Origin of the sequence: Pandoraea sp. ISTKB (genome assembly GCF_001721285.1) — a bacterium.
In the GTDB taxonomy this organism is placed as follows: domain Bacteria; phylum Pseudomonadota; class Gammaproteobacteria; order Burkholderiales; family Burkholderiaceae; genus Pandoraea; species Pandoraea capi.
In genome coordinates, this window is the sequence record NZ_MAOS01000013.1 from 45,235 (window position 1) to 66,537 (window position 21,303).

General features: G+C 64.3%; 22 protein-coding genes. 20 read left to right on the forward strand and 2 right to left on the reverse strand.

Annotated elements, in window-relative coordinates; all coding sequences use genetic code 11:
• Nucleotides 1-81 precede the first annotated feature (81 nt).
• The 18 genes from A9762_RS03430 (at nucleotide 82) to A9762_RS03515 (ending at nucleotide 16,568) form a co-directional block, all read left to right on the forward strand.
• Nucleotides 82-1,158 carry a porin gene (locus A9762_RS03430; RefSeq protein ID WP_069340739.1) on the forward strand — a complete coding sequence of 359 codons (1,077 nt, stop codon included), beginning with the start codon at nucleotides 82-84 and terminating at the stop codon, nucleotides 1,156-1,158.
• 300 nt (nucleotides 1,159-1,458) lie between these two features.
• The gene (locus A9762_RS03435; RefSeq protein ID WP_139133047.1) at nucleotides 1,459-2,328 is read left to right on the forward strand and encodes an ABC transporter ATP-binding protein; all 870 of its coding nucleotides are present in this window, start codon (nucleotides 1,459-1,461) and stop codon (nucleotides 2,326-2,328) included.
• A 53-nt stretch (nucleotides 2,329-2,381) separates the two neighbouring features.
• Entirely contained in the window at nucleotides 2,382-3,164 is a 783-nt protein-coding gene (locus A9762_RS03440) for an ABC transporter permease (protein ID WP_069340654.1), read from the forward strand.
• 26 nt (nucleotides 3,165-3,190) lie between these two features.
• On the forward strand, nucleotides 3,191-3,982 hold the full coding sequence (locus A9762_RS03445; RefSeq protein ID WP_083253594.1) for an SDR family oxidoreductase: 792 nt from the start codon (nucleotides 3,191-3,193) through the stop codon (nucleotides 3,980-3,982).
• A 51-nt stretch (nucleotides 3,983-4,033) separates the two neighbouring features.
• Nucleotides 4,034-4,591, forward strand: coding sequence for a cupin domain-containing protein (locus A9762_RS03450; RefSeq protein ID WP_069340655.1), 558 nt, complete (start codon nucleotides 4,034-4,036; stop codon nucleotides 4,589-4,591).
• A 133-nt stretch (nucleotides 4,592-4,724) separates the two neighbouring features.
• On the forward strand, nucleotides 4,725-5,606 hold the full coding sequence (locus A9762_RS03455; RefSeq protein ID WP_069340742.1) for an alpha/beta hydrolase: 882 nt from the start codon (nucleotides 4,725-4,727) through the stop codon (nucleotides 5,604-5,606).
• Between the two features lies 1 nt (nucleotide 5,607).
• Nucleotides 5,608-6,543: an IclR family transcriptional regulator gene (locus tag A9762_RS03460; protein ID WP_170836172.1), complete on the forward strand. Its 936-nt coding sequence runs from the start codon at nucleotides 5,608-5,610 to the stop codon at nucleotides 6,541-6,543.
• The gene (locus tag A9762_RS03465; RefSeq protein ID WP_069340656.1) at nucleotides 6,540-7,346 is read left to right on the forward strand and encodes an SDR family oxidoreductase; all 807 of its coding nucleotides are present in this window, start codon (nucleotides 6,540-6,542) and stop codon (nucleotides 7,344-7,346) included. The genes A9762_RS03460 and A9762_RS03465 overlap by 4 nt, the downstream gene beginning before the upstream one ends.
• Nucleotides 7,339-8,991, forward strand: coding sequence for a thiamine pyrophosphate-binding protein (locus A9762_RS03470; protein WP_069340657.1), 1,653 nt, complete (start codon nucleotides 7,339-7,341; stop codon nucleotides 8,989-8,991). Before A9762_RS03465 ends, A9762_RS03470 begins: the two co-directional genes overlap by 8 nt.
• The gene (locus tag A9762_RS03475) at nucleotides 8,984-9,802 is read left to right on the forward strand and encodes an aspartate dehydrogenase (protein ID WP_069340658.1); all 819 of its coding nucleotides are present in this window, start codon (nucleotides 8,984-8,986) and stop codon (nucleotides 9,800-9,802) included. The genes A9762_RS03470 and A9762_RS03475 overlap by 8 nt, the downstream gene beginning before the upstream one ends.
• A 13-nt stretch (nucleotides 9,803-9,815) precedes the next feature.
• Nucleotides 9,816-11,312: an aldehyde dehydrogenase gene (locus tag A9762_RS03480; RefSeq protein WP_069340659.1), complete on the forward strand. Its 1,497-nt coding sequence runs from the start codon at nucleotides 9,816-9,818 to the stop codon at nucleotides 11,310-11,312.
• A gap of 74 nt (nucleotides 11,313-11,386) precedes the next feature.
• Nucleotides 11,387-12,400, forward strand: coding sequence for an ABC transporter substrate-binding protein (locus A9762_RS03485; RefSeq protein WP_069340660.1), 1,014 nt, complete (start codon nucleotides 11,387-11,389; stop codon nucleotides 12,398-12,400).
• A gap of 13 nt (nucleotides 12,401-12,413) precedes the next feature.
• Entirely contained in the window at nucleotides 12,414-12,758 is a 345-nt protein-coding gene (locus A9762_RS03490; protein ID WP_069340661.1) for a hypothetical protein, read from the forward strand.
• Nucleotides 12,758-12,976, forward strand: a complete 219-nt coding sequence (locus A9762_RS03495; RefSeq protein WP_139133048.1) for a recombinase-like helix-turn-helix domain-containing protein — start codon at nucleotides 12,758-12,760, stop codon at nucleotides 12,974-12,976. The genes A9762_RS03490 and A9762_RS03495 overlap by 1 nt, the downstream gene beginning before the upstream one ends.
• A 73-nt stretch (nucleotides 12,977-13,049) precedes the next feature.
• Nucleotides 13,050-14,081, forward strand: coding sequence for an aromatic ring-hydroxylating dioxygenase subunit alpha (locus tag A9762_RS03500; RefSeq protein ID WP_069340663.1), 1,032 nt, complete (start codon nucleotides 13,050-13,052; stop codon nucleotides 14,079-14,081).
• Between the two features lie 23 nt (nucleotides 14,082-14,104).
• The gene (locus tag A9762_RS03505; protein WP_069340664.1) at nucleotides 14,105-14,551 is read left to right on the forward strand and encodes a RidA family protein; all 447 of its coding nucleotides are present in this window, start codon (nucleotides 14,105-14,107) and stop codon (nucleotides 14,549-14,551) included.
• 45 nt (nucleotides 14,552-14,596) lie between these two features.
• Entirely contained in the window at nucleotides 14,597-15,562 is a 966-nt protein-coding gene (locus tag A9762_RS03510; RefSeq protein ID WP_069340665.1) for a PDR/VanB family oxidoreductase, read from the forward strand.
• Nucleotides 15,563-15,596: 34 nt separating this feature from the next.
• On the forward strand, nucleotides 15,597-16,568 hold the full coding sequence (locus A9762_RS03515; RefSeq protein WP_069340666.1) for a VOC family protein: 972 nt from the start codon (nucleotides 15,597-15,599) through the stop codon (nucleotides 16,566-16,568).
• Between the two features lie 174 nt (nucleotides 16,569-16,742).
• On the opposite strand, the gene A9762_RS03520 is transcribed toward A9762_RS03515, so the two are convergent.
• Nucleotides 16,743-17,288 (reverse strand): glutathione peroxidase, encoded by a 546-nt coding sequence (locus A9762_RS03520; RefSeq protein WP_069340667.1) that lies wholly within the window; start codon nucleotides 17,286-17,288, stop codon nucleotides 16,743-16,745.
• A 94-nt stretch (nucleotides 17,289-17,382) separates the two neighbouring features.
• Nucleotides 17,383-18,375 (reverse strand): AraC family transcriptional regulator, encoded by a 993-nt coding sequence (locus A9762_RS03525; RefSeq protein WP_069340668.1) that lies wholly within the window; start codon nucleotides 18,373-18,375, stop codon nucleotides 17,383-17,385.
• 144 nt (nucleotides 18,376-18,519) lie between these two features.
• Here A9762_RS03525 and A9762_RS03530 point away from each other — a divergent pair, with 144 nt between their 5' ends.
• A complete protein-coding gene (locus A9762_RS03530) occupies nucleotides 18,520-19,851 on the forward strand; it encodes an aromatic ring-hydroxylating dioxygenase subunit alpha (RefSeq protein ID WP_069340669.1) in 1,332 nt (443 codons plus the stop codon).
• A 95-nt stretch (nucleotides 19,852-19,946) separates the two neighbouring features.
• Nucleotides 19,947-20,984 (forward strand): ABC transporter substrate-binding protein, encoded by a 1,038-nt coding sequence (locus A9762_RS03535; protein ID WP_139133049.1) that lies wholly within the window; start codon nucleotides 19,947-19,949, stop codon nucleotides 20,982-20,984.
• Nucleotides 20,985-21,303: the final 319 nt, after the last annotated feature.

The window sequence follows — 21,303 nt, forward strand, 5'->3', positions numbered from 1 at the left end:
CCATCGTCTTCGAATCATGGAACATCAATGAACGACGGGAGTACACAGATGAAGCGGTTTCCGATGGGGCGGATCCCGGGCATGACGAAGCTGGCGGCGCTCATGCTGCTGGCCGCGGGCGTGCCGGTCGCAGCGCACGCGCAGAGCAACGTCACGCTGTACGGCAGCATGGATGCCGGGGTGGCATTCGTGAACAACCAGGGCGGCAGTTCGAACTGGATCGCGCAACAAGGCGGTTCACAACCGGATCGCTGGGGCTTGCGCGGCGTGGAGGATCTCGGCGGCGGCAATCGCGCCATCTTCCTGCTGGAAAACGGCTTCTCGACGCTCACGGGGAACACCCTCAAGGCCGGCGCGATGTTCAACCGCCAGTCGTGGGTCGGCTTGCAGTCGGACAAGATGGGGACCGTCACCATCGGTCACATGACCTCGTTCAACTTCGACTGGCTGGGCCCGTTCAGCACGGCCTATCTGGGCATGAACTGGTACATGTTCCACCCGGGTAACCTCGATGAACTCGCCAACACGTCTGTGGTGCAGACCGACAACTCGGTGCGCTACGTCACGCCGGACTTCAAGGGGTTCAAGGCCGGCGCGATGATCTCGTTCGGCAACACCACGAACTTCGCCACCGGGCGCAAGTGGAGTGTGGCGGCGAACTACACGAACGGCGGCTTCAAGGCGTCTGCGGTGTACTCGAACGAAAACGACCGCACGCCGAACGTCGCCGTGCTCGGCGGCGCCACGTTCCAGGGGCAGCCTGTCGCGACTTACGCGGCGCAGAACGTCGAAAACATGGGCGCCGGGGTCTCGTATGGCTTCGGGCCGTGGCTGCTGCACGCGTTGTACACGCGCGTGAAACTCCAGTCGCCGGGCGGCAGCGACACGTATCAGGCCTTCGACGGTGGCGTGAACTATGCGACGAGCGTCGCCAACACGATCACCTTTGGTGCGGCCACGACCAACATGTCCGGCAAGCGCTGGACGCAGGTCAGTCTCGGCGATGTCTACGCGTTCTCGAAGCGCACGCAGGTGTACGTGAGCGGCGCCTATCAACACGCCAGCGGCAATGGCGCGGTCACGGCGATCAACACGATCAGCCCGTCGTCGACGTCCAACCAGCTTGTGATCATGTCGGGCGTGCATCACTCGTTCTGACATCCATCGATTCACCCAGTGGTCTCTCTTGACGCGCCGGCCGGGCTATCGCTCGCCGGCGTTTTTTTATCGCCGAGCCCTCGAACGATCCCGCTTTACCCCTCCGAATTCGGGTTTCCCCTAGGCAAAAAACAATTTTGACTGCGCTTGCCACTCCCTATAATTGATCCATAAGTAAATCAACGTTTCACCAATGAAACGTGATGCGAAAGAGAAAGACAGGCTGGCAAGTCGTGCACGTGAACAGACGTCGCAGGCTGCCCGAAGCAAGTTGAACATCCAGAAACACGGTGGTTTCCCATGCTCAGGTCGATTCAGTTGAAGGACGCAAACGTAGCCGAGGCTTATGCCGACGCACGTCAGGCGCAGCCGGCGGCAATGCCGTTGCCGTTCGCTATCGAGTACCGCGGCGTCACGCGTCGGTTCAAAAATCGCCAGGGCAAGGGCGAGATGACGGCCGTCTCGAACGTGTCCATCGGCATCAAGGCCGGTGAGTTCGTCTCGCTGATCGGCCCGAGCGGCTGTGGCAAGAGCACGCTGCTGAACATGGGCGCCGGCCTCTACGCCCCGAGCGACGGTCAGGTGACGCTTGCCGGCAAGCCGGTGCGCGGCCCGTCGCAACAAGTCGCGTTCATGCTGCAAAAGGATTTGCTCATGCCGTGGCGCTCGATTCAGAAGAACGTCGAGCTGGGCATGCAGATCCGCGGCCGCAGCAAGGCCGAGCGCGCAGAGGTCGCCAAGGCGCTGCTCGCGCGCTGCCATCTCAAGGGTTTCGAGAATCACTATCCGCACCAGTTGTCGGGCGGCATGCGCCAACGTGCGGCGCTCGCACGCACGCTGGCCGTCGAGCCGGACGTGCTGCTCATGGACGAGCCGTTTTCCGCGCTCGACGCGCAGACCAAGATGGTGCTCCAGCAGGACCTCGCGCAGATGCTCGCTTCCGAGGGCAAGACCGCGCTGATGATTACCCACGACCTCGCCGAGGCGATAGCGCTGTCGGATCGCGTGTTCGTGATGAGCGAACGTCCGGGCACGATCATCGAAGAGATCACCGTCGATCTGCCGCATCGCGACAACCCCATCGAACGTCGCAAGCAGGCCGGGATGAACGAGTACGTCGCGCATCTGATGGAACTGCTCAAGGTCGGTCGCGACGATCACCTCGGTTGATCGCACCGTCGCCCGCACCTGCGAACCACGCACAAGACACTGGAATCTCCGCTATGAAATCCCTCTCCAAAACGCAATTGACCGCCGGCAGCGTCTTGCTGCTGCTGATCTTCGCGGCCGTATGGCAATGGGGCCCGACGGCGTTCGGCGTACCCGAATTCGTGCTGCCGAAGCTCTCGTCGACCCTGGTCGAAGGCGTGCGCATGTTCGAGGTCGAAAACCTCTGGCTGCACATCGGCGTGACGGCGCTCGAAGTGATCGCAGGCTTTGTGATCGGTTCGGCGCTCGGCGTGCTGATCGGCGTGATTCTCGGCCTCTCGCCCTCGACCGAAGCCATGCTCTCGCCGTACATCCTCGCGTTGCAGATCGCGCCGAAGGTGGCCTTCGCGCCGCTGTTCGTGATGTGGATGGGCTACACCATCTACCCGAAGATCCTCGTCGCCGTGCTGATCGTCTTCTTCCCCGTGATGATCAACGTGCTGGGCGCGGTGCGCTCGGTCGATCCGGACATGGTCAATCTGGTGCGTGCGCTGTGCGGCCGTCGCTGGCAGATCTTCCGCTTCGTCGAATTTCCGTCGGCCATGCAGGCGCTCTTTGCCGGCCTTCGCATCGCCTCGACGCTGGCCGTGATCGGCGTGACTGTCGGCGAACTCGTCGGCGGCGACCGTGGCCTGGGCTACCTGCTCGTGTACGGCGAAGGGCAGGGCAATACCGCGATGGTGTTCGTCGCCATCGCCGGGCTGACCGTCATCGGTATCGCCGCCTACGCGGCCGTGGTCTGGCTGGAACGTCGCGCACTGCATTACGTGCCGCGCGCCGCCATGAACATCGCGTAAGCGCACGACGTCATAAGGAATGCATCGTGAACGAACTGCCCATCCTTGCGCTTGACACTGCCACGCTTGCGCCGCTCGACGGCAAGAAGCTGCTGATCACCGGCGGCGCTCGCGGACTCGGCGAAGGCTTCGTGCGTGCGGCTGTCGCGCGCGGCGCACAAGTGACGATCGCCGATATCGCTGTGGAGGCGGGTGAAGCGCTCGCCGCCGAATTGCGCGATGCCGGTCATGCCGTGTCGTTCGTACGTGTCGATCTGTCGGAACCAGCGTCGGTGGAATCTGCCGCGCAGGCTGCCGCCCAACGCATGGACGGTGTCGACGGCCTCGTCAACAACGGCGCCATCACCAACTCGGGCGGCAAGATGGCCACCGAGTTGAGCATCGAGACGTGGGACGCCGTGATGAACGTCAACGTGCGCGGCACTTGGCTCATGACGATGGCGGCGCTGCCGTTTCTGCGCGCATCGACGCAGGGGCGTGTCGTGAACATCGCCTCGGACACCGCGCTTTGGGGCGCGCCGCGTCTGCTCGCCTACACCGCCAGCAAGGGCGCTGTGATGTCGATGACGCGCTCGCTCGCCCGCGAACTCGGACCGGACGGCATCACCGTCAACGCCATCGCGCCGGGTCTCGTCGAAGTCGAAGCCACGGCGTACGTGCCGGCCGAGCGTCATCGCCACTATCTGGAAGGTCGTGCGTTGCCGCGTGCGCAAGTGCCCGACGACGTGATCGGCCCGGTGCTGTTCCTGCTCTCCGACGCCTCCCGTTTCGTGACCGGTCAGGTTCTGCCGGTCAACGGCGGCTTCGTCATGCCCTGACGAGCCACTCTCACTCCGATCTCATTGGTAATGCCTTCAAGGAGTTACACCATGGCGCAAGCCGAAGCAAAAAACACCGCGACGGCGCAGGCCGTCGAAAGCTGGGCACAGGCCGACGGCCAGACGTTCGGCGAATGGTTGGACACCCGCGTGGCGCGTTTCTCGACGCGCAAGTACGACTGGGACGCCCTCAAGTTCCAGGCGGACTACGACCCGAAGTACCGCCGTGCGCAAATGCGTTATGTCGGCACGGGCGGCACGGGTGTGGCCAAGGACATCAACACGGTGCCCGCCGGTCACTTCACGTTCTCCACGATGGTGATTCCGGCCGGCAACATCGGCCCGAGCCACATCCACATGGATGTCGAGGAAATCTTCTTCGTGATGCGCGGAAAGATGAAGGTGATCTGCGAGCGCGACGGGCAGACGTGGGAAGCCATTCTCGGCGAGCGCGACCTGATTTCGGTCCCGCCGGGCGTGTACCGCACGGAAATCAACATCGGTGACGAAGACGCGCTGATGTGCGTGATGCTCGGCTCGCAAAAACCGGTCACGCCGACGTACCCGCCGGATTCCCCGCTCGCGAAGATCAAGCGCGAAGCGAAGTAAGCCCGGCATAAGTCCGGTGCGACGTGTGCGAAGCGGGATCACGCCGCGCACGCCGCACCGGCAGGAATTCACCAAGCCAGACGTTCAGCCAGAAGCCATGCAAGTCGAAGCCATTCAGTCCGAAGTGTCAGAGATGCCAGAGGATGCCGCCGTCGCCGCACTGCGCGCGCGACTCGACGCCTTTGCGTACCGCACCGTCGCCACGCGCACGGGTACCGTCGGCTATCGCTGCGCGGGCGTCGCGAACGACACTGGCCTGCCGGTCGTGATGCTGCACGGCATCGGCTCGGGCGCCGCGTCGTGGGTCGCACAACTGGACGCCACGGGATTGGGCGCCGCCCTGTACGCATGGGATGCCCCGGGTTACGGCCAGACGTCGAACGTCGCCGATGCCGAACCGCACGCCGATGCTTATGCCGATGCACTCGAAGCCTGGCTCGACGCGCTGGGGCTGGATCGCGTCGCACTGGTTGGTCATTCGCTGGGCGCGATCATGGCGACGAAGTTCGCGAGCCAGTCGCCGCAGCGTGTGCGTGGACTCTTTCTCTGCTCGCCGGCCAACGGCTACGGGCGTGCGGACGTGCAGGTGCGGGCATCGAAGCGCGACAGCCGGCTGGCGATGCTCGACAAGCTCGGTCCCGCAGGCATGGCGCGCGAGCGCAGTGACAACCTCGTCGCACCGGACGCCGCCGATCTGCCGCGCGCCTGGGTGAAGTGGAACATGGCCCGCGTGCTGCCCGACGGCTACCGTCAGGCGACGCACCTGCTCTCGAACGGCGACGTCGCTGGCGACCTCGCGCAGTACGTCGCTGCCCACGCCGGTCCGGTGGCCGTCGCCGTGGGGGCGCACGACGGCATCACGCCGCCTGCGGCCTGTGAGGCCATCGCTGAAGTAGCGGGCGTGCCGCTGCAAATTATCGACGGCGCGGGACACGCGTCGTATATCGAAACGCCGGACGTTCTGAACGCTGCGCTAGCCGCGTGGCTCGGACGTGTCTCGGCAGGAGCGCGTTGAGATGGCACCGGTGACACCGAAGCGCGAAGCGCATATGGAAGACGAAACCTTGCTCGCATCGTCGACGCTGGTCGATGGCGAGGAAGCCGCCGAGGGCAATGAAGGTGCCCCCGCCGAGTCCCGCTATCTCGTGCCGGGGCTGGAGCGTGGCCTGCGCATCCTGACGGAGTTCTCGCCGCGCGAGCCGGTGTTCAGCGCGCCGGAGTTGTCGCAGCGTCTGGGGATTCCGCGCACGACCGTCTTCCGCCTGTTGCAGACGCTCGAAGCCATGGGCTTTCTTGAGCGCGCAGGTGGCGAAAAGAATTTCCGTCTGGGCGTGGCCGTGCTGCGTCTGGGCTTCGAGTACCTCAGTTCGCTGGAACTGACGGATCTCGGCATTCCCATCATCGAACGGCTGCGCGACGCCACGCAACTGACCTCGCACATCGTGATTCGCGACGGTCGGGACATCGTGTTCGTGGCGAAGGCGCAAAGCGTGGCGGGCGTTTTCAACTCGATCAAGGTGAACGTCGGCACCCGTCTGCCGGCGCACGCCACGGTGCACGGTCACGTGCTGATGGGCGACCTGACGCTGTCCGAACTGCGCGCGCTGTATCCGGAAAAGACGCTGGAGAAGTTCACGCCGCAAACGCCCGAAACGCTCACCGAATTGTTCGAACGCGTGCGTGAAGACGCCGAACGTGGTTACGCGGTCTCCGCTTCGTCGTTCGAGCGCGGCATCAGCGTGGTGAGCGCGCCGGTGCGTAACGACGCCGGTCGCATCTGCGCCGCCATCACGGTCACGATTCCGCGCGCCAACATCGATGCGTCGATGCTCGACGCAGGCCTGATCGGGCAGGTGCGCGAAGCCGCCGATGCGCTCTCGCACCGTCTGAATTATCGGCCGGGCAGCGACGGCCAGACCGCCCCTTACATGAAGTCACTGGGATTGAAATGATCAAGATCGACCTTTCCTCACGCGCGGCACTGGTGACGGGTGGCACATCCGGCATCGGGCTCGCCACCGCCGAGCGTCTGCTCGACGCGGGCGCGGCCGTCGCGATTTGCGGCCGTAACACCGAGCGTCTGGCGCAAGCCGAAGCGCATTTGCGCGAGCGTCACCCCGACGCGCGCCTCATCGCTGCCCAATGCAACGTGCTCGACGAGAGCGACGTGGCCGCGCTGGCCGAGCGTATCCGTGGCGAGTTCGGCCGTCTCGACATGCTGGTCAACAACGCCGGTCAGGGCCGTGTCTCGACGTTCGCCGACACGACCGACGATGCCTGGCGCGAAGAGCTCGAACTGAAGTACTTCAGCGTGATCCGGACCACGCGGGCGTGCCTGCCGATGTTGCGCGACGCCGCGCGCGAGACGGGCGACGCCGCCATCGTCTGCGTCAATTCGCTGCTCGCGCTGCAACCGGAGCCACATATGGTGGCGACCTCGTCGGCGCGCGCCGGCGTGCAGAACCTCGTGCGCTCGATGGCGAGCGAATTCGCCCCCGACAGCGTGCGCGTCAACTCGATCCTGATCGGTCTGGTGGAGTCGGGCCAGTGGCGTCGACGCTTTGCCGCGCAAGGCGAAGGCAAGACGTGGGAAGCGTGGACCGGCGAGCTTGCGCGCAAGAAGCAAATCCAGTTGCAACGTCTGGGCAAGCCTGAAGAGGCGGCCGCAGCGATCTTTTTCCTGGCAAGCCCGCAATCGTCCTATACGACGGGCAGCCACATCGATGTTTCCGGAGGCTTGGCAAGACATGTCTAACAAAACCACCGTCGGCGAAGTCATCGCGGCGTTTCTCGAACAGTGCGGTGTGAAGACCGCATTCGGCGTGATCTCGATTCACAACATGCCGATCCTCGACGCCATCGCGCGTCGCGAAAAGATCCGTTACGTCGGCGCACGCGGCGAAGCCGGCGCCCTGAACATGGCCGATGGCCTGTCGCGGGTGTCCGGTGGTCTGGGCGTGGCGTTCACGAGCACGGGCACTGCCGCAGGCAACGCGGCCGGGGCGATGGTCGAAGCGCTTACGGCCGGCACGCCGGTGCTGCACATCACGGGTCAGATCGAAACCGAATTCCTCGACCGCGATCTCGCCTACATCCACGAAGCGCCGGATCAGCTGAGCATGCTCAACTCGATTTCGAAGGCCGCTTACCGGGTGCGTTGCGTCGACACGGCGCTCTCGACCGTGCGTGAGGCCGTGCGCGCAGCACTCACCGCACCGACCGGTCCGGTCAGCGTCGAGATTCCCATCGACATTCAAGCCGCCGAAATCGACTGGCCGGCCGATCTCGCCGCGCCGCACATCCCGGTGCCGACGCATGACGACGCCCGCGTGGCTGCACTGGCCGACAAGCTGGCATCGGCCCATCGTCCGCTGCTGTGGCTGGGCGGTGGTGCACGCGGTGCCGAGGGCGCGGTCAAGCGTCTGGTCGAGATGGGCTTCGGTGTCGTGACGAGCGTGCAGGGTCGCGGCATCGTGCCGGAAGACCACGCCGCGACGCTCGGTGCGTTCAACATCCACCCGACGGTCGAGAAGTTCTACAAGACGTGCGACGCCATCGTGGTGGTCGGCTCGCGTCTGCGCGGCAACGAAACGCTCAAGTACAAGCTGGCGCTGCCGCGTCCGCTGTATCGCGTCGACGCCGATGGTCTTGCCGACAACCGTGGGTACCGCAACGACCTGTTCGTTCAGGGCGACGCCGCCGCCGTACTGAACGCGCTGGCCGACCGCCTGCAAGGTCGTCTGTCGGTCGATCCGGCGTTTCACGCCGATCTCGCCGCCGCTCGCGACGCTGCCGTCAAGCAGGTCGCCGAAGGCCTCGGTCCGTATCGCCAGCTCGTGGCGGCCCTGCAAGGCGCGCTCGGTCGCGACTTCAACTGGGTGCGCGACGTCACGATCTCGAACAGCACGTGGGGCAACCGTCTGCTGAAGATCTTCTCGCCGCGTGCCGGTGTGCACGCGCTGGGAGGCGGCATCGGCCAGGGCATGCAGATGGGCATCGGCGCGGCACTCGCAGGCAATGCGAAGAAGACCGTTGCGCTGTGCGGCGACGGTGGCCTGATGGTGAACGTCGGCGAACTTGCCACGGCAGTGCAGGAAAAGGCGCCGGTCGTGATTCTGCTGATGAACGACCAGTGCTACGGCGTGATCCGCAACATTCAGGACGCGCAGTACGGCGGTCGTCGTCACTACGTCCAACTGCATCAGCCGGACTTCGCCGCGTTCTGCGCCAGCCTGCAACTCAAGCACGAGCGCATCACGGCGATCGATCAGGCGGAAGGTGCGGTCGCCCGCGCCGTTGCGCACGACGGTCCGGTGCTGCTCGAAGTCGACATGCTGTCGGTCGGCAACTTCGCCTCGCATTTTGCCGGCCCGCCGGTACGGGAGCCTGCGAATGCATGAACTGAACCATCGTCCCGTGGATGTGGCGCTGATCGGTTTCGGCGCGATCGGCTCGAAGGTCTACGAGGCGTGCGCGAGTGATCCGTATCTGCGCGTGGGCCACGTGATCGTGCCGGAAGACGCCGCCGAGCGCGTGCGCAGCAGCGTGCGCCAGGGCACTGAAGTGGTGTCGTCGGCGCAGGCGCTGACGAGCCGTCCCGACTTCGTACTGGAGTGCGCGGGGCATAGCGCACTGTCGGGCCATGTCGTGCCGCTGCTCAAGTCGGGGGTGGACTGCGCGGTGGCATCGATCGGTGCGCTCTCGGATTCGGAATTACTCGCCGCGCTTGAACAGGCAGCGAAGGACGGCGCGTCCACCGTCACGCTGCTCTCGGGCGCCATCGGCGGGATCGACGCCATTGCCGCCGCCCGCGAAGGCGGTCTGGACGAAGTGCTGTACACCGGCCGCAAGCCGCCGATGGGCTGGCAGGGCACGCCCGCCGAACAGGTCTGCGATCTCGCGTCGCTCACCACGGCCACGGTGATCTTCGAAGGCAGCGCGCGCGACGCCGCGCGGCTGTACCCGAAGAACGCCAACGTGGCGGCCACCGTCGCCATCGCCGGTCTGGGCCTCGATGCGACGCGCGTGCGGTTGATCGCCGACCCGGCGACCACGCGCAACGTGCATCACATCGCGGCGCGTGGCGCGTTCGGCGAGATGTCGCTGGAGATGTGCGGCAAGCCGTTGCCGGATAACCCCAAGACCTCTGCGCTGACGGCCTATTCGGCCATTCGCGCGCTGCGCAACCGCGTGGCGAACTGTGTGATCTAGCAGGAAAAGCCTCATGAGCCATCAAGATTTGCTGCAAGGGTTTTCGAGCGACATTCTGGTCGGCGGCGAATGGCGTGCCGGTACCGGCAAGCGCTATCAGAGCCTGTATCCGGCGGACGAAAGCGTCAACGCCGAGATCGCCGCCGCTGGTGCTGACGACGCCGTCGAAGCCGTCGAAGCCGCGGACGCCGCCTGGCGTCGCGCCGACTGGGCCGGTCTCAAGCCGCATCAGCGTGCAGCCGTGTTGCATCGCGTGGCCGACGGCATCACGCAACGCGCCGAAGCGCTCGCACATCTGCAACGGCGCGACAACGGCAAGCCGATCAGCGAGACGCGTGCCCTCGTGGCGAGCGCGGCGGGTACGTTCCGCTACTTCGCTTCGTGCCTGGAGACGCTGGAAGAGACGCTGACGCCGTCGCGCGGCGACTTCCTGACGATGAGCGTGCACGAGCCGCTGGGCGTGGTTGCGGCCATCACGCCGTGGAACTCGCCGATTGCCTCCGACGCACAAAAGCTTGCCCCGGCGCTGGCTGCCGGCAATGCCGTCGTACTCAAGCCGGCGGAAGTCACGCCGCTCGCGTCGCTCGAACTCGGCCGCATCTGCGAGGCTGCCGGTGTGCCGCGTGGCGTGCTGTCGGTGCTGCCGGGCAAGGGTTCGGTCATCGGCGACATTCTGGTGCGTCACCCGAAAGTGAAGAAGGTGGCGTTCACGGGCGGTACCGAAGTCGGTCGCGGCATTGCCCGTCTGGCGGCGGAAAAGCTCATGCCGGTGTCGCTGGAGCTGGGCGGCAAGTCGCCGACCATCGTGTTCGAAGACGCCGACATCGACCATGCCGTGGCCGGTGTGCTGTACGGCATCTTCAGTTCGTCGGGCGAGTCGTGCATCGCCGGCTCACGTCTGTTCGTCCACAAGACAATTTTCGACACGTTCGTCGAACGTCTCGTCGCCGGGGCGAAGCAGTTGCGCGTGGGTGATCCGCTGCGCGAAGACACGCAGATGGGACCGCTGGTCACGTCGGCGCATCGCGAATCCATCGAACGTTATGTCGCGATCGGTCTGGAAGAGGGCGGGCGTTTGCTGTGTGGCGGGGAGCGTCCGGTGGGCGATCGTCGCGAGCAGGGTTATTTCTATGCGCCGACCATCATCGCGGGGCTGACGAATCAGGCGCGCATGGTGCAGGAAGAAATCTTCGGGCCGGTGCTGGCCGTGTTGCCGTTCGAGAACGAAGACGATCTGCTGCGCGAAGCCAACGACAGCGTCTACGGGCTGGCCGCAGGTATCTGGACGCGCGACTACAAGCGCGCCTGGCGCATGGGCCGCGCGTTGGAGACGGGCACCGTCTGGATCAACACCTACAAGCAGTTCTCGATCTCGACGCCGTTCGGCGGCTGGAAGGAGAGCGGCATGGGTCGCGAGAAGGGACGTCTGGGGCTGCTCGAATACACGAACCAGAAGAGCCTTTACTGGGGCATGAACGATCAGCCGCTCGCTTGGGCGGGCCAGGTCTGACGTGGGTAGCGAATGGTGGCAAGCCGCGATGCACGGGGCATCGCGGTCATCCGAAACTTGAGCGAGGCAAAGATATGTTGTCGATTTTCCGTGCATCGTTGGCGCGTCGCGCCTTCCTGACGGCCGGCCTGTGCGCCGTGGCCGGACTCGCGGGCGTGGCCGCACCGGTCATGGCCCAGCAGCCGGCGACCCAGCAGATCACCTACCTGCTGCCGGCACCGGCGAACCTGCCGGCGTTCGCGCCGCTGATGCTGGCCGAGAAGAAGGGCTACTACGCCGCCGAAGGCCTGTCGGTTCGCTGGTTGACGGTGCAGGGCGGTGCCGACGTCGGCAAGCAGCTCGCCTCGGGTAACGGCGATCTGGGTGGCGGTCTGGGCGACACGCCGATCGTGCTGCGTCCGAACGGCATTCCGATCAAGGGCGTGGCGCTGCTCGGCGGCCGCACGCTGCACCAACTGGTGGTGCGAGACGATGCGAACATCAAGTCGCCCGCCGACCTGAAGGGCAAGACCATCACCGTGCTGGCTTATCAGGACACGGGCTTCTACGCCACGCTGGGTCTGCTCGCCTCGGCCGGTCTCACGCGCAACGACGCCCGCATTCAGGGGGCCGGTCCCGCAGGCGTGTGGCAGCAGGTCGCCACCGGCAAGGCCGAAGTCATGGTCGGCACGCCTGAGTGGGCGCAGAACATCGAAGACGCTGGCGTGAAGGTCACCATGACGTCGACCGACAAGTACTTCCCGGGCATGGCGCAGGCAATTCTGGCCTCGGACAAGACCATTGCCGAGAAGCCGGAGATGATCCGCAAGTTCGTGCGCGCGACGGTCAAGTCGGTCGCCGAAATCATGCGTGATCCGGCGGGCGCTGCGAAGGAATACTGCGCCACCGTGCCGGGCTACAAGGGCAAGGAAGCCGAGATCGAGAAGATCCTCACTTACTACGCCCGCAATGTGTACCCGGGTCAACAGCGTCTGGGGGCATTCGACCCGGCACGTGTGACGAAGCTGCAAGACTTCTACGCACAGGAGAAGGTCATTCGCGAGAAGTCGAAGGTGGACGATCTGTTCACCAACCAGTTCGTGCAGTGATGCGAGGCCAGCGATGAGTGAGACCGCACCGGGCACGGCCCAATCCGAAACGATGTTGCTGACGGTGTTCCTGCGTCACGATCAGTCGAACAATCTCGACGATTTTCAGGAGCGCCTGAAGGCGGCCGAATGGTGGGAACGCTTCCCGCCCGCCGGCGTGAAGGTGGTGTCCTGGACGGTGGCGATGAGTTTCGGCCAGATCGTCACGCTGGAGTTGCTGCCGCACTTGCTGCCCGCAGTGAACGTCGAGCTGGAGCGCTCGGCGTGGGGCGTGTTCCGCACCGAATGCTATCCGACTTACGACTTTGTACCCGTGCACGCGCGCATTCGCGAACGGGTTCGCAATGGAGGGAAATGATGGACCGTTATCTTGAACCGCATCAGGCGCGTCGTCATGTGCCGACGCAGTATGAAAGCCTGCTGGGCGACGCCATCGAGCGCGCCTACGCCGCCGGCACGCACGATCTGGCCGGCCTCGTGGCTTATCTGAATCGCACCGGCCCCGGCCCGCAGGACGGCGACGTGTGGACGGAAGACGTCTACAAAGCGCAGATTGCCCGACTGGCCGAAGAGTAAATACATCAGACAGCGCGATCGTCGCCCGCCACGCAGGCGTTGGCGGGTGATGCGCGCGATGGAGACGTCCCCCATGACAACGCAACAGCCCATTCTTACCGCCGACGCCATTCTGGAGCGCGGCCTGAAAAACCTCTGGTACCCGATCTGCCCGTCGGGCATGATCGGCCGCGAGCCGGTCTCGCTGCGCCGCCTCGGCAAGAAGCTCGTGTTCTGGCGCGATCAGGACAATCAGGTGCATGCGCTCGACGATCACTGCCCGCACCGTGGCGCCCCGTTGTCGAAGGGCATCGTGATGGGCGACCGCATTGCGTGCGGCTATCACGGCGTGCAGGTGCGCTGCGACGGCACCGTGATGCGTGTGCCGGGCAGCCCGGGCTGCAAGCTCGAAGGCTCACGCCCGACGCAGGCGTACCACATCGTCGAACGTAACGATGCCGTCTGGCTCTACAACGCCACCGAGAACATCGACACGCCGCCCCCGCTCGTGCTGCCCGAAGAACTCGACGCCGACGGTGAATTTTCCTCGTTCCTTTGCTACACGGAATGGAAGGGCGACTACCGTTACGTGCTCGATAACGTGATGGACCCGATGCACGGCACGTATCTGCACAAGCAGTCGCACTCGATGGCCGAGGGCGACAACTCGGCAGCGTTCCGCATTCGCGACACCGACCGTGGCTTCGTGTTCGAGAAGGAAGGCCAGCGCGACGTGAACTTCGACTGGACCGAGTGGGCGGACACCGGCACGCACTGGATGCGTCTGGAAATTCCGTATCCGAAGACGGGCGGCCCCGGCGGCAACTTCGTGATCGTGGGCAGCTACACGCCGATTTCGCCGACGCTCGCCGCCGTGTTCCACTGGCGTTGCCGCAAGCTCGACGGCTGGCAGCGCGACACGTGGCGCTTCCTTTATCGCAATCGTCTGGAAGCGCGTCACTGGGCCGTGCTGGAGCAGGACCGCGTGATGCTCGAAGACATGGAGCCGGACGCCAATCAGAACGAACATCTGTATCAGCACGACATGGGTATCGTGCGTCTGCGTCGCCACCTGAAGAACCTTGCGAAGGCGGAGCTCGAACGTCTCCAGCAAGGCAAGGCATAACGGGTACGGAGCGCAAGACAAGCATGCAGATCGATCCACCCCTCAAGGCCGAGCGCATCCGCGCGCAAGCCGTGCCCGATCTGGGCACGGCGACGTGGAGCAACGGCATTCGCTTCGGCAACGAGATTCTCCTGTCGGGCATGACGGCGCATCCGGCCACGCGCGATGCGCAAGCGCCGCTCTCGACTTACGAGCAGACGCTCGTCGTGCTCGGCAAGATTCGCGCGCTGGTCGAGGCGGGCGGCGGTCGTCTCGCGAACATCTACAAGCTCGTGGTGTACGTGACCGACATTGCCGACAAGGATGAGGTCGGGCGCGCGCGCCGCGAGTTTTTCGCGGACGTGGCGGCCAACGGCGGTGCGTATCCGTGTTCGACGCTGGTGGCCGTCAGCGCGCTGGTATTTCCGGAATTGCGTGTGGAGATCGAGGCGTTTGCGCGTCTCGACATCGATTTGTCCGTGGCGGGCTGACCCGCGCGGCCATCAAGAAGATCAGCAACATCAGAGAGCGGTGTTATGAGCAAGTCAAACCTGTCGGCAATGGTGCGCACGCTTCGCTTCGAGGCGGCAGGCATCATGAGCATCGAACTCGTGCCTGTGGCGGGCAGCGCCACGGCCTTCCCTGCTTTCACGCCGGGGGCGCACATCGATCTGCATTTGCCGAGCGGACTGGTGCGCAGCTACTCGCTCGTGAATGCGCCCGGTGAGACCAACCGCTACGTGCTCGGCATTCTGGCCGACCCGAAGAGCCGGGGCGGGTCGCGTTTCATCCACGACAACTTCCGCGTCGGCATGACGCTGGACATTTCCGAGCCGCGCAATCACTTCGAACTCATGGAGAGCGCTGAGCACACGGTGCTGGTGGCGGGCGGTATCGGCGTCACCCCGATCCTGTGCATGTATCGCCGTCTGCGCGCGCTGGGGCGCAACGTCAAACTGCTGTACTGCGCGCGCACGGCGTCGCAAGCGGCCTTCGTCGATGAATTGAACGCGCTGGGCGGCGATGTGACGTATCACTTCGACGAGCAGCATGACGGCAAGCCCGCATCGCTCGCGGCGTTTCTGGCGGATCAACCGGCAGGCACGCACGCGTACTGCTGCGGGCCCGGCGTGATGCTCGATGCCTTCGAGGCGGCGTGCGCCGAGGCGGGTATCGCTAACGTGCACATCGAGCGCTTCGCCGCTGCGCCGGACGCGCCGCCGCCGGCAACGTCCGAAGGCTATGTCGTCACGCTCGCGAAGTCCGGCAAGGACATCGCGGTGCCGGCCGGTGCGACGCTGCTCGATACGTTGCTTGCCGCCGGTATCGACGCGGAACATAGCTGCATGGAAGGCGTGTGCGGCGCGTGCGAGACGCGCGTGCTCGACGGATGCCCCGATCATCGCGATTCGGTGCTCAGTGCATCGGAGCGCGCGTCGAACAAGGTCATGATGATCTGCGTGTCCGGTTGCAAAGGCGACCGTCTGACGCTGGATCTGTGAATCTCCTGACCCAGAACCTTTTCCCGAGACTGTCATGACGATTCTTGGCATCGAACAAATTACCTACGGGGTCACCGACCTCGACACTTGCCGTCGGTTTCTCGCCGACTGGGGCCTGACCGAAGTGGCGGCCGACGCCAATGGCGCGCACTTCGAAACGCTCAACGGTTGCCGCGTGCTGGCGGTGCGCCACGACGATCCGTCGTTGCCGCCCGCCATGGAAGACGGCCCCACGCTGCGCGAGGTGACGTGGGGCGTTACGACGGCTGAAGAAGTCGCCGCGGTTGCCGACCGTCTCGCCGATCAGCCGGGTTACTTCTTCAAGGATGGCGCGACGGGCTGTATCGACCCAAATGGGCTGGCCGTGCGTGTGACGGTGACGAGCAAGCGAGCGCTCGACGTGCAAGGTGCGCCGACCAATCCGTGGGGACTGCCGGCGCAACGTGTGAATACGCCGAGTCCGGTGTATGAGCGTGCCCAGCCGATCGAAGTCGGTCACGTGGTGTTTTTCACGAACGCGCTGGCGGCGACGCAGGCGTTCTACGAAGACAAGCTCGGCTTCGAGTTGTCCGATCGCTATCCGGATCGCGGCGCCTTCATGCGCTGTGCGCCGCATGGCGGCCACCACGATCTGTTCCTGCTGGCGTTACCCAACGGCAAACGCGGTCTGAACCACGTGGCATTCACCGTGCGCGATATCCACGAAGTGTTCGGCGGCGGCATGCACATCGACCGTTGCGGCTGGGAAACCCAGTTGGGGCCGGGCCGTCACCCGATTTCGTCGGCGTATTTCTGGTACTTCAAGAATCCGTGCGGCGCGCTCATCGAGTACTACGCGGACGAGGATATTCTCACGCCGGAATGGCAGCCGCGCGACTTCGAGCCGGGACCGACGGTGTTCGCGGAGTGGGCGGTGGATGGCGGGCTGGATGGCAATACGCGTCGCCAGAAGAAGGGCGGTGAAGCGCCGACCGGCAAGTTCATGACCGACACGGCCAAGCGCTGAGTCGGTACATCGTAGACGCGTCGGACCTGGGGGGACGGCGCGTCTGCTTTCGCGAGTTGTCGCGAGAAGCGGGGACCGGCGTGTGATGGGGCGGCCATGCTGGCCGTGCGTCACGCGCCGGCGACCGTGTCGTCGGCGCGGTGACATCGGGGGCAGCAGCCCCCATGAGGCAACTTACTTGGCCAGTTCTGCGTCGATGGCAGCGACCAGACGCGGATCGTCGGCCTTCACATCCGGCGAGAAACGGGCCACGACCTGACCGTTACGGCCGACCAGGAACTTCTCGAAGTTCCACAGCACGTCGGCGCGGTTCTCGCGCTCGACGCCAAATCCCTTCAGACGTTCGCGGAACGGGCCTTCGCCGATGGCTTCAGGTTGCGCGTCGACGAGTGCCGTATAAAGCGGGTGACGGTCGTCGCCCAGTGCCGAGAGCTTGGCGAACAGCGGGAAGGTGACGTTGTATTGCGTGGTGCAGAACTCCAGGATTTCGGCGTCGGTACCCGGCTCCTGACCCTTGAAGTTGTTGGCGGGGAAGGCCAGCACTTCCAGACCGGCGGCGCGCTTGTCTTCGTAAAGGCGCTCAAGCCCTTCGTATTGCGGCGTCAGGCCGCACTTCGATGCGACGTTCACGACCAGACGCACTTTGCCTGCGTAATCGGCCAGCGTGGCGGACGAGCCGTCGTTACGGTTGACGGCGATGGTTTCGATGTTCGTGCTCATGAAAATTCCTGTCGATGGAGAGGGGCAGCAAGTGACCACAGCGGGTCCGGCGAGTGTAGCGTAAGCCCGCCGGACGTGCTGAGCGTCGCTCGGGCTAGTGCATGTTTGCGTTGCCTGCCGTATCCGGCACGTCGGGTGCGCCCGCATCGAGCAGATCGCGCGTGCGCCGCCCGAAGGCGCGTGGCGTATCGCCCGCCCAGCGCTTGAACGCCCGCGAGAACGCCTTCTCCGAGGTATAGCCGACTTTGTCCGCAACTTCCGCCACGCGCAGCGTGCGCGTCGCGAGCGCCTCGGCTGCGAGATGCATGCGCACGCCCGTCAGATGCGCCATCGGCGCGCTACCGACCAGCGTCGTGAAGCGTGCCACGAAGCGCGAACGCGACATGCCCGCCAGCTCCGCCAGTTGACGGACATCCCAAGGGGCAGCGGGCTCGCGATGAATGGCGAGCACGGCACGTCCTACCTGCTTGTCGAGCAACCCCTTGAGCCAGTGGGCGCCCACGCGTTCGTTCTGCAACACATGCGCGCGCACCATCTGGACACACAGCACGTCGGACAGACGCGCTGCCGCAATCATCCAGCCGGGCTTGCACGCCATCGACTCCTCGATGAAGGTCTGCAACGTCGCCTTGAGCCATGGGGCGACCGCAGGGTCGTCGTGGCGGATGTGAATGATGGGCGGGAGGATCGCGAAGATCGGATGCCGGTGCGCGGAGGCGAATCCCACGATTGCGGTATGCAACTCACACAGCGGGCCGTCAGCGCCGACGACCATCGCCAGTGGCGTGTCTGAGCGTGGCGTGATGCCGCGCTCGGCGAGCAGGTCGTTGAACGGGACGGCGGGTACGTCCGGCGTGCTCGACATGCGATGCGCGCTGCCGTGCGGCAACAACACGACGTCGCCTTCCCGGATATACACGGGGTCTTCTCCTTCGACATGAAGCCAGCACGACGCCCCACGGCAGATCCGGAAGGGGATGCCCTGCACGGCCTCCTTATCGAACGCCCACGGCGCGTGCAGTGTGAAGTGACCGGTGACGACGGCGGTGGCGTGCACATCCGCCAGAACTTCGCTCAGTTGATCCATGACGTCTCGCTTTTTTTTGTGGGGTGGCCGTGCGGTTGAGACGAACGGCAACTCAATTGAATTTTGCGGTAGTTCCTTGCGCGCGTCTTGCGATCAAAAATCGTCGCATCTCCCTGCCATCCCCCTGCCATTCGAGACGCCATCATGCTTAGCCAAGAAAAGAACAAACTCCTCACCGAAGTCGGTCCGGGCACCGCCATGGGCGACTACCTGCGGCGCTATTGGCATCCCATCGCGGGTGTGTCGGAATTCGACGGCAAATCCGTTCGTCCGATCCGGTTGTTCGGCGAAGACCTCGTGCTCTACAAGGATCTGTCCGGCAACTACGGGCTGGTGCAGCGGCGCTGTCCGCATCGCAACGCGGATCTCGCGTTCGGCATCGTCGAGCAATGCGGCCTGCGCTGCGCGTATCACGGCTGGGAGTTCGGCCGTGACGGCGCGTGCACGCATCAGCCGTTCGAGGAAATCGTCGATCCCACGGCGCGGCTGCGTCAGAAAACGCGCATCACCGCCTACGAGGTTCGCGCGAAAGCCGGATTGCTGTGGGCGTACATGGGGCCGCTGCCCGCGCCGGAATTGCCCGATTGGGAGCCGTTCAGTTACGAGCATGGCTTCGCGCAAGTGGTCATGGCCGAGATTCCCTGCAACTGGTTCCAGTGCCAGGAAAACTCTATCGATCCCGTGCATTTCGAATGGACGCACAACAACTGGACGGCGCGTCAGCAAGACGCCGGCGCCGCCTACGTGCCCACGCACTTGAAAGCCGCTTACGAAGAGTTCGAGCATGGCTTCGTCTACAAGCGTTTGCGCGCGGCCGAGACTGAGGAGAACGTCATGTGGACGGTGGGACGCGTGACGTTGTGGCCGAACGGGTTCTATCTCGGGCATCACTTCGAGTGGCGCGTGCCCATCGACGACGAAAACACGCTGTCGGTGTTCTGGGTCTTCAATCGCGTGCCGAAGGAACAGGAGCCCTATGTCCAGACACGCATTCCGACGTGGTACGGCCCGCTGTACGACGAGAACGGCGACTGGATCACGTCGCATGTGGCGAATCAGGATTTCGCCGCGTGGGCCGGACAGGGGCGCATTACCGACCGCTCGAAGGAAACGCTGGGCGCGAGCGATCGCGGCATCGTGATGATGCGCCGCAAGTTCTTCGAGGAGCTTGAGGCCGTGGCCGGTGGCGCTGCGCCCAAAGGCCTGATCACCGATCCTGCGAAGAACGAGCGCGTGTTCCTGCCGTCTGCCTGTCGGGACGAGATGTTGACGGGGCTCACGCGCGAGGCACTGTCGGCGCATCCGTTACTCGGGCCTTATCTGCACGACTTCTTCGGGCAGGCCGGGCAGCCGGACGATGTGCGCGAGGCGTACGAACAGGCGGTGGGGCAGAAGATGCGCGGCGCGAAGTTCTTCACGGTGCACGGTGCGGGCGAAGTGCAAGGCGACGAAGCCGATAAGGCAAGCAAGGCGTAGCGGACACGTAGCGATCGATGGGATCGGGATGCGATCCGGATGTGAACGTTGGGTGTGGTTCATCCGAAACATAACTTCAAGAACGCGAGGACAAGGTGAACGTAAAGGCAAAACTGTGCGGGCTCGGCCCGATGGCGAGGGGCTGGCGGGTGCTACGTGGTATGTGGGTTGCGGGCGTTCTGGGAGCAACGGCATGGTCGGCTCAGGCACAGGGCACGGCGCCACTCAAGGAGGTGACGTTCCTGCTTGCGGCGCCGCCGGGCGAGCTGGCGTTCGCGCCGTTCATGCTCGCGCAGAGCAAGGGCTATTACGCGCAGGAGGGGCTGAAGATCCGATGGATCACCGTGCACGGCGGCGCTGCGGTCGGCAAGCAGTTGGCGGCGGGCAATGGCGATATCGGCGACGCGCTTGGCGACACCGCTATCGTGCTGCGTAACAACGGGATTCCCGTCAAAGGTGTGGCGTTGCTCGGCGGACACCCGTTGCATCAGTTCATCACGCGGGCGGATCGCAATATTGCGCAGGCCAGCGACCTGAAGGGCAAGACGTTGTCGGTCATGTCGTACGAAGACACGTCGTATTACGTCACGCTGGGCATTCTGGCCGCAGGCAAATTGAGCAAGAGCGACGTGACGATATACGCGGGCGGGCCGAACGGTGTCTGGCAGGACGTCGCTAACGGTCGCTCGGACGGGTTGGTCGGCACGCCGGAGTGGGGCGCACGCGTCGAGGAGACCGGCGTCAAGGTGCATTACCGGCCGACGGATCAACTGACGCCGGGCATGGGGCAGGCGATCATCGCGTCGGACAAGAAGATCGCGTCCGATCCCGAGACCATTGCGAGGTTCGTGAAGGCGACGATGAAAGCGATGAGCGAGATCGAGGCCGACCCGGTGGCCGCGTCGAAAGCCTATGTAGCGGCGGTGCCGACCTACGCCGACAAGCTGGATTTCGTGACGAAGGTGCTGACTTACTACGCGAAGTATGTCTTCCCGAGCCGCCTGCGTCCGGGAGAGTTCGACCCGGCCATCGTGGCTTACGTGCAGAACTCGTACGTCGACAAAAAGGTGGTGCGTTCAGCGCAACCGGTGGAGTCGCTTTACACGAATCAGTTTATTCCCGGGAGCAAGTAAGGCACTTGTAAGATTTTCTAGGCATACAAACCATTGTGCACAAATAAGAGGCGGCGCCATGAGAGTGGGCTGCCTTTTATTATTGGCTTGTAATGATCTGAGGAGGATTTACCAGAGAGCGACGTTGTTTTTTGAGTCTCTTTTTATCTCAATAGAATCATGTGTTTAAGATGTTATTCGGTTTGGCGATTGACAGTCGGGTAAGCGTGTGAAAGGATTCGGTCGATAAAGAAAATTACCAGAAATAACACACGCAACGCGTTCGCCAATAATAACGGGGTAGTCCGAATGTTTCGTATCGCTTCTCGCCAAATCGATA

Excerpts from the sequence above, each read along its gene's own strand:
- A9762_RS03515 (WP_069340666.1), top strand. The coding sequence starts at position 15,597 with ATGACGATTCTTGGCATCGAACAAATTACCTACGGGGTCACCGACCTC.
- A9762_RS03510 (WP_069340665.1), top strand. The coding sequence starts at position 14,597 with ATGAGCAAGTCAAACCTGTCGGCAATGGTGCGCACGCTTCGCTTCGAG.
- A9762_RS03435 (WP_139133047.1), top strand. The coding sequence starts at position 1,459 with ATGCTCAGGTCGATTCAGTTGAAGGACGCAAACGTAGCCGAGGCTTAT.
- A9762_RS03520 (WP_069340667.1), bottom strand. The coding sequence starts at position 17,288 with ATGAGCACGAACATCGAAACCATCGCCGTCAACCGTAACGACGGCTCG.
- A9762_RS03450 (WP_069340655.1), top strand. The coding sequence starts at position 4,034 with ATGGCGCAAGCCGAAGCAAAAAACACCGCGACGGCGCAGGCCGTCGAA.
- A9762_RS03485 (WP_069340660.1), top strand. The coding sequence starts at position 11,387 with ATGTTGTCGATTTTCCGTGCATCGTTGGCGCGTCGCGCCTTCCTGACG.
- A9762_RS03530 (WP_069340669.1), top strand. The coding sequence starts at position 18,520 with ATGCTTAGCCAAGAAAAGAACAAACTCCTCACCGAAGTCGGTCCGGGC.
- A9762_RS03455 (WP_069340742.1), top strand. The coding sequence starts at position 4,725 with ATGCCAGAGGATGCCGCCGTCGCCGCACTGCGCGCGCGACTCGACGCC.
- A9762_RS03495 (WP_139133048.1), top strand. The coding sequence starts at position 12,758 with ATGGACCGTTATCTTGAACCGCATCAGGCGCGTCGTCATGTGCCGACG.
- A9762_RS03475 (WP_069340658.1), top strand. The coding sequence starts at position 8,984 with ATGCATGAACTGAACCATCGTCCCGTGGATGTGGCGCTGATCGGTTTC.
- A9762_RS03500 (WP_069340663.1), top strand. The coding sequence starts at position 13,050 with ATGACAACGCAACAGCCCATTCTTACCGCCGACGCCATTCTGGAGCGC.
- A9762_RS03480 (WP_069340659.1), top strand. The coding sequence starts at position 9,816 with ATGAGCCATCAAGATTTGCTGCAAGGGTTTTCGAGCGACATTCTGGTC.
- A9762_RS03465 (WP_069340656.1), top strand. The coding sequence starts at position 6,540 with ATGATCAAGATCGACCTTTCCTCACGCGCGGCACTGGTGACGGGTGGC.
- A9762_RS03525 (WP_069340668.1), bottom strand. The coding sequence starts at position 18,375 with ATGGATCAACTGAGCGAAGTTCTGGCGGATGTGCACGCCACCGCCGTC.
- A9762_RS03470 (WP_069340657.1), top strand. The coding sequence starts at position 7,339 with ATGTCTAACAAAACCACCGTCGGCGAAGTCATCGCGGCGTTTCTCGAA.
- A9762_RS03430 (WP_069340739.1), top strand. The coding sequence starts at position 82 with ATGACGAAGCTGGCGGCGCTCATGCTGCTGGCCGCGGGCGTGCCGGTC.
- A9762_RS03505 (WP_069340664.1), top strand. The coding sequence starts at position 14,105 with ATGCAGATCGATCCACCCCTCAAGGCCGAGCGCATCCGCGCGCAAGCC.
- A9762_RS03460 (WP_170836172.1), top strand. The coding sequence starts at position 5,608 with ATGGCACCGGTGACACCGAAGCGCGAAGCGCATATGGAAGACGAAACC.
- A9762_RS03440 (WP_069340654.1), top strand. The coding sequence starts at position 2,382 with ATGAAATCCCTCTCCAAAACGCAATTGACCGCCGGCAGCGTCTTGCTG.
- A9762_RS03490 (WP_069340661.1), top strand. The coding sequence starts at position 12,414 with ATGAGTGAGACCGCACCGGGCACGGCCCAATCCGAAACGATGTTGCTG.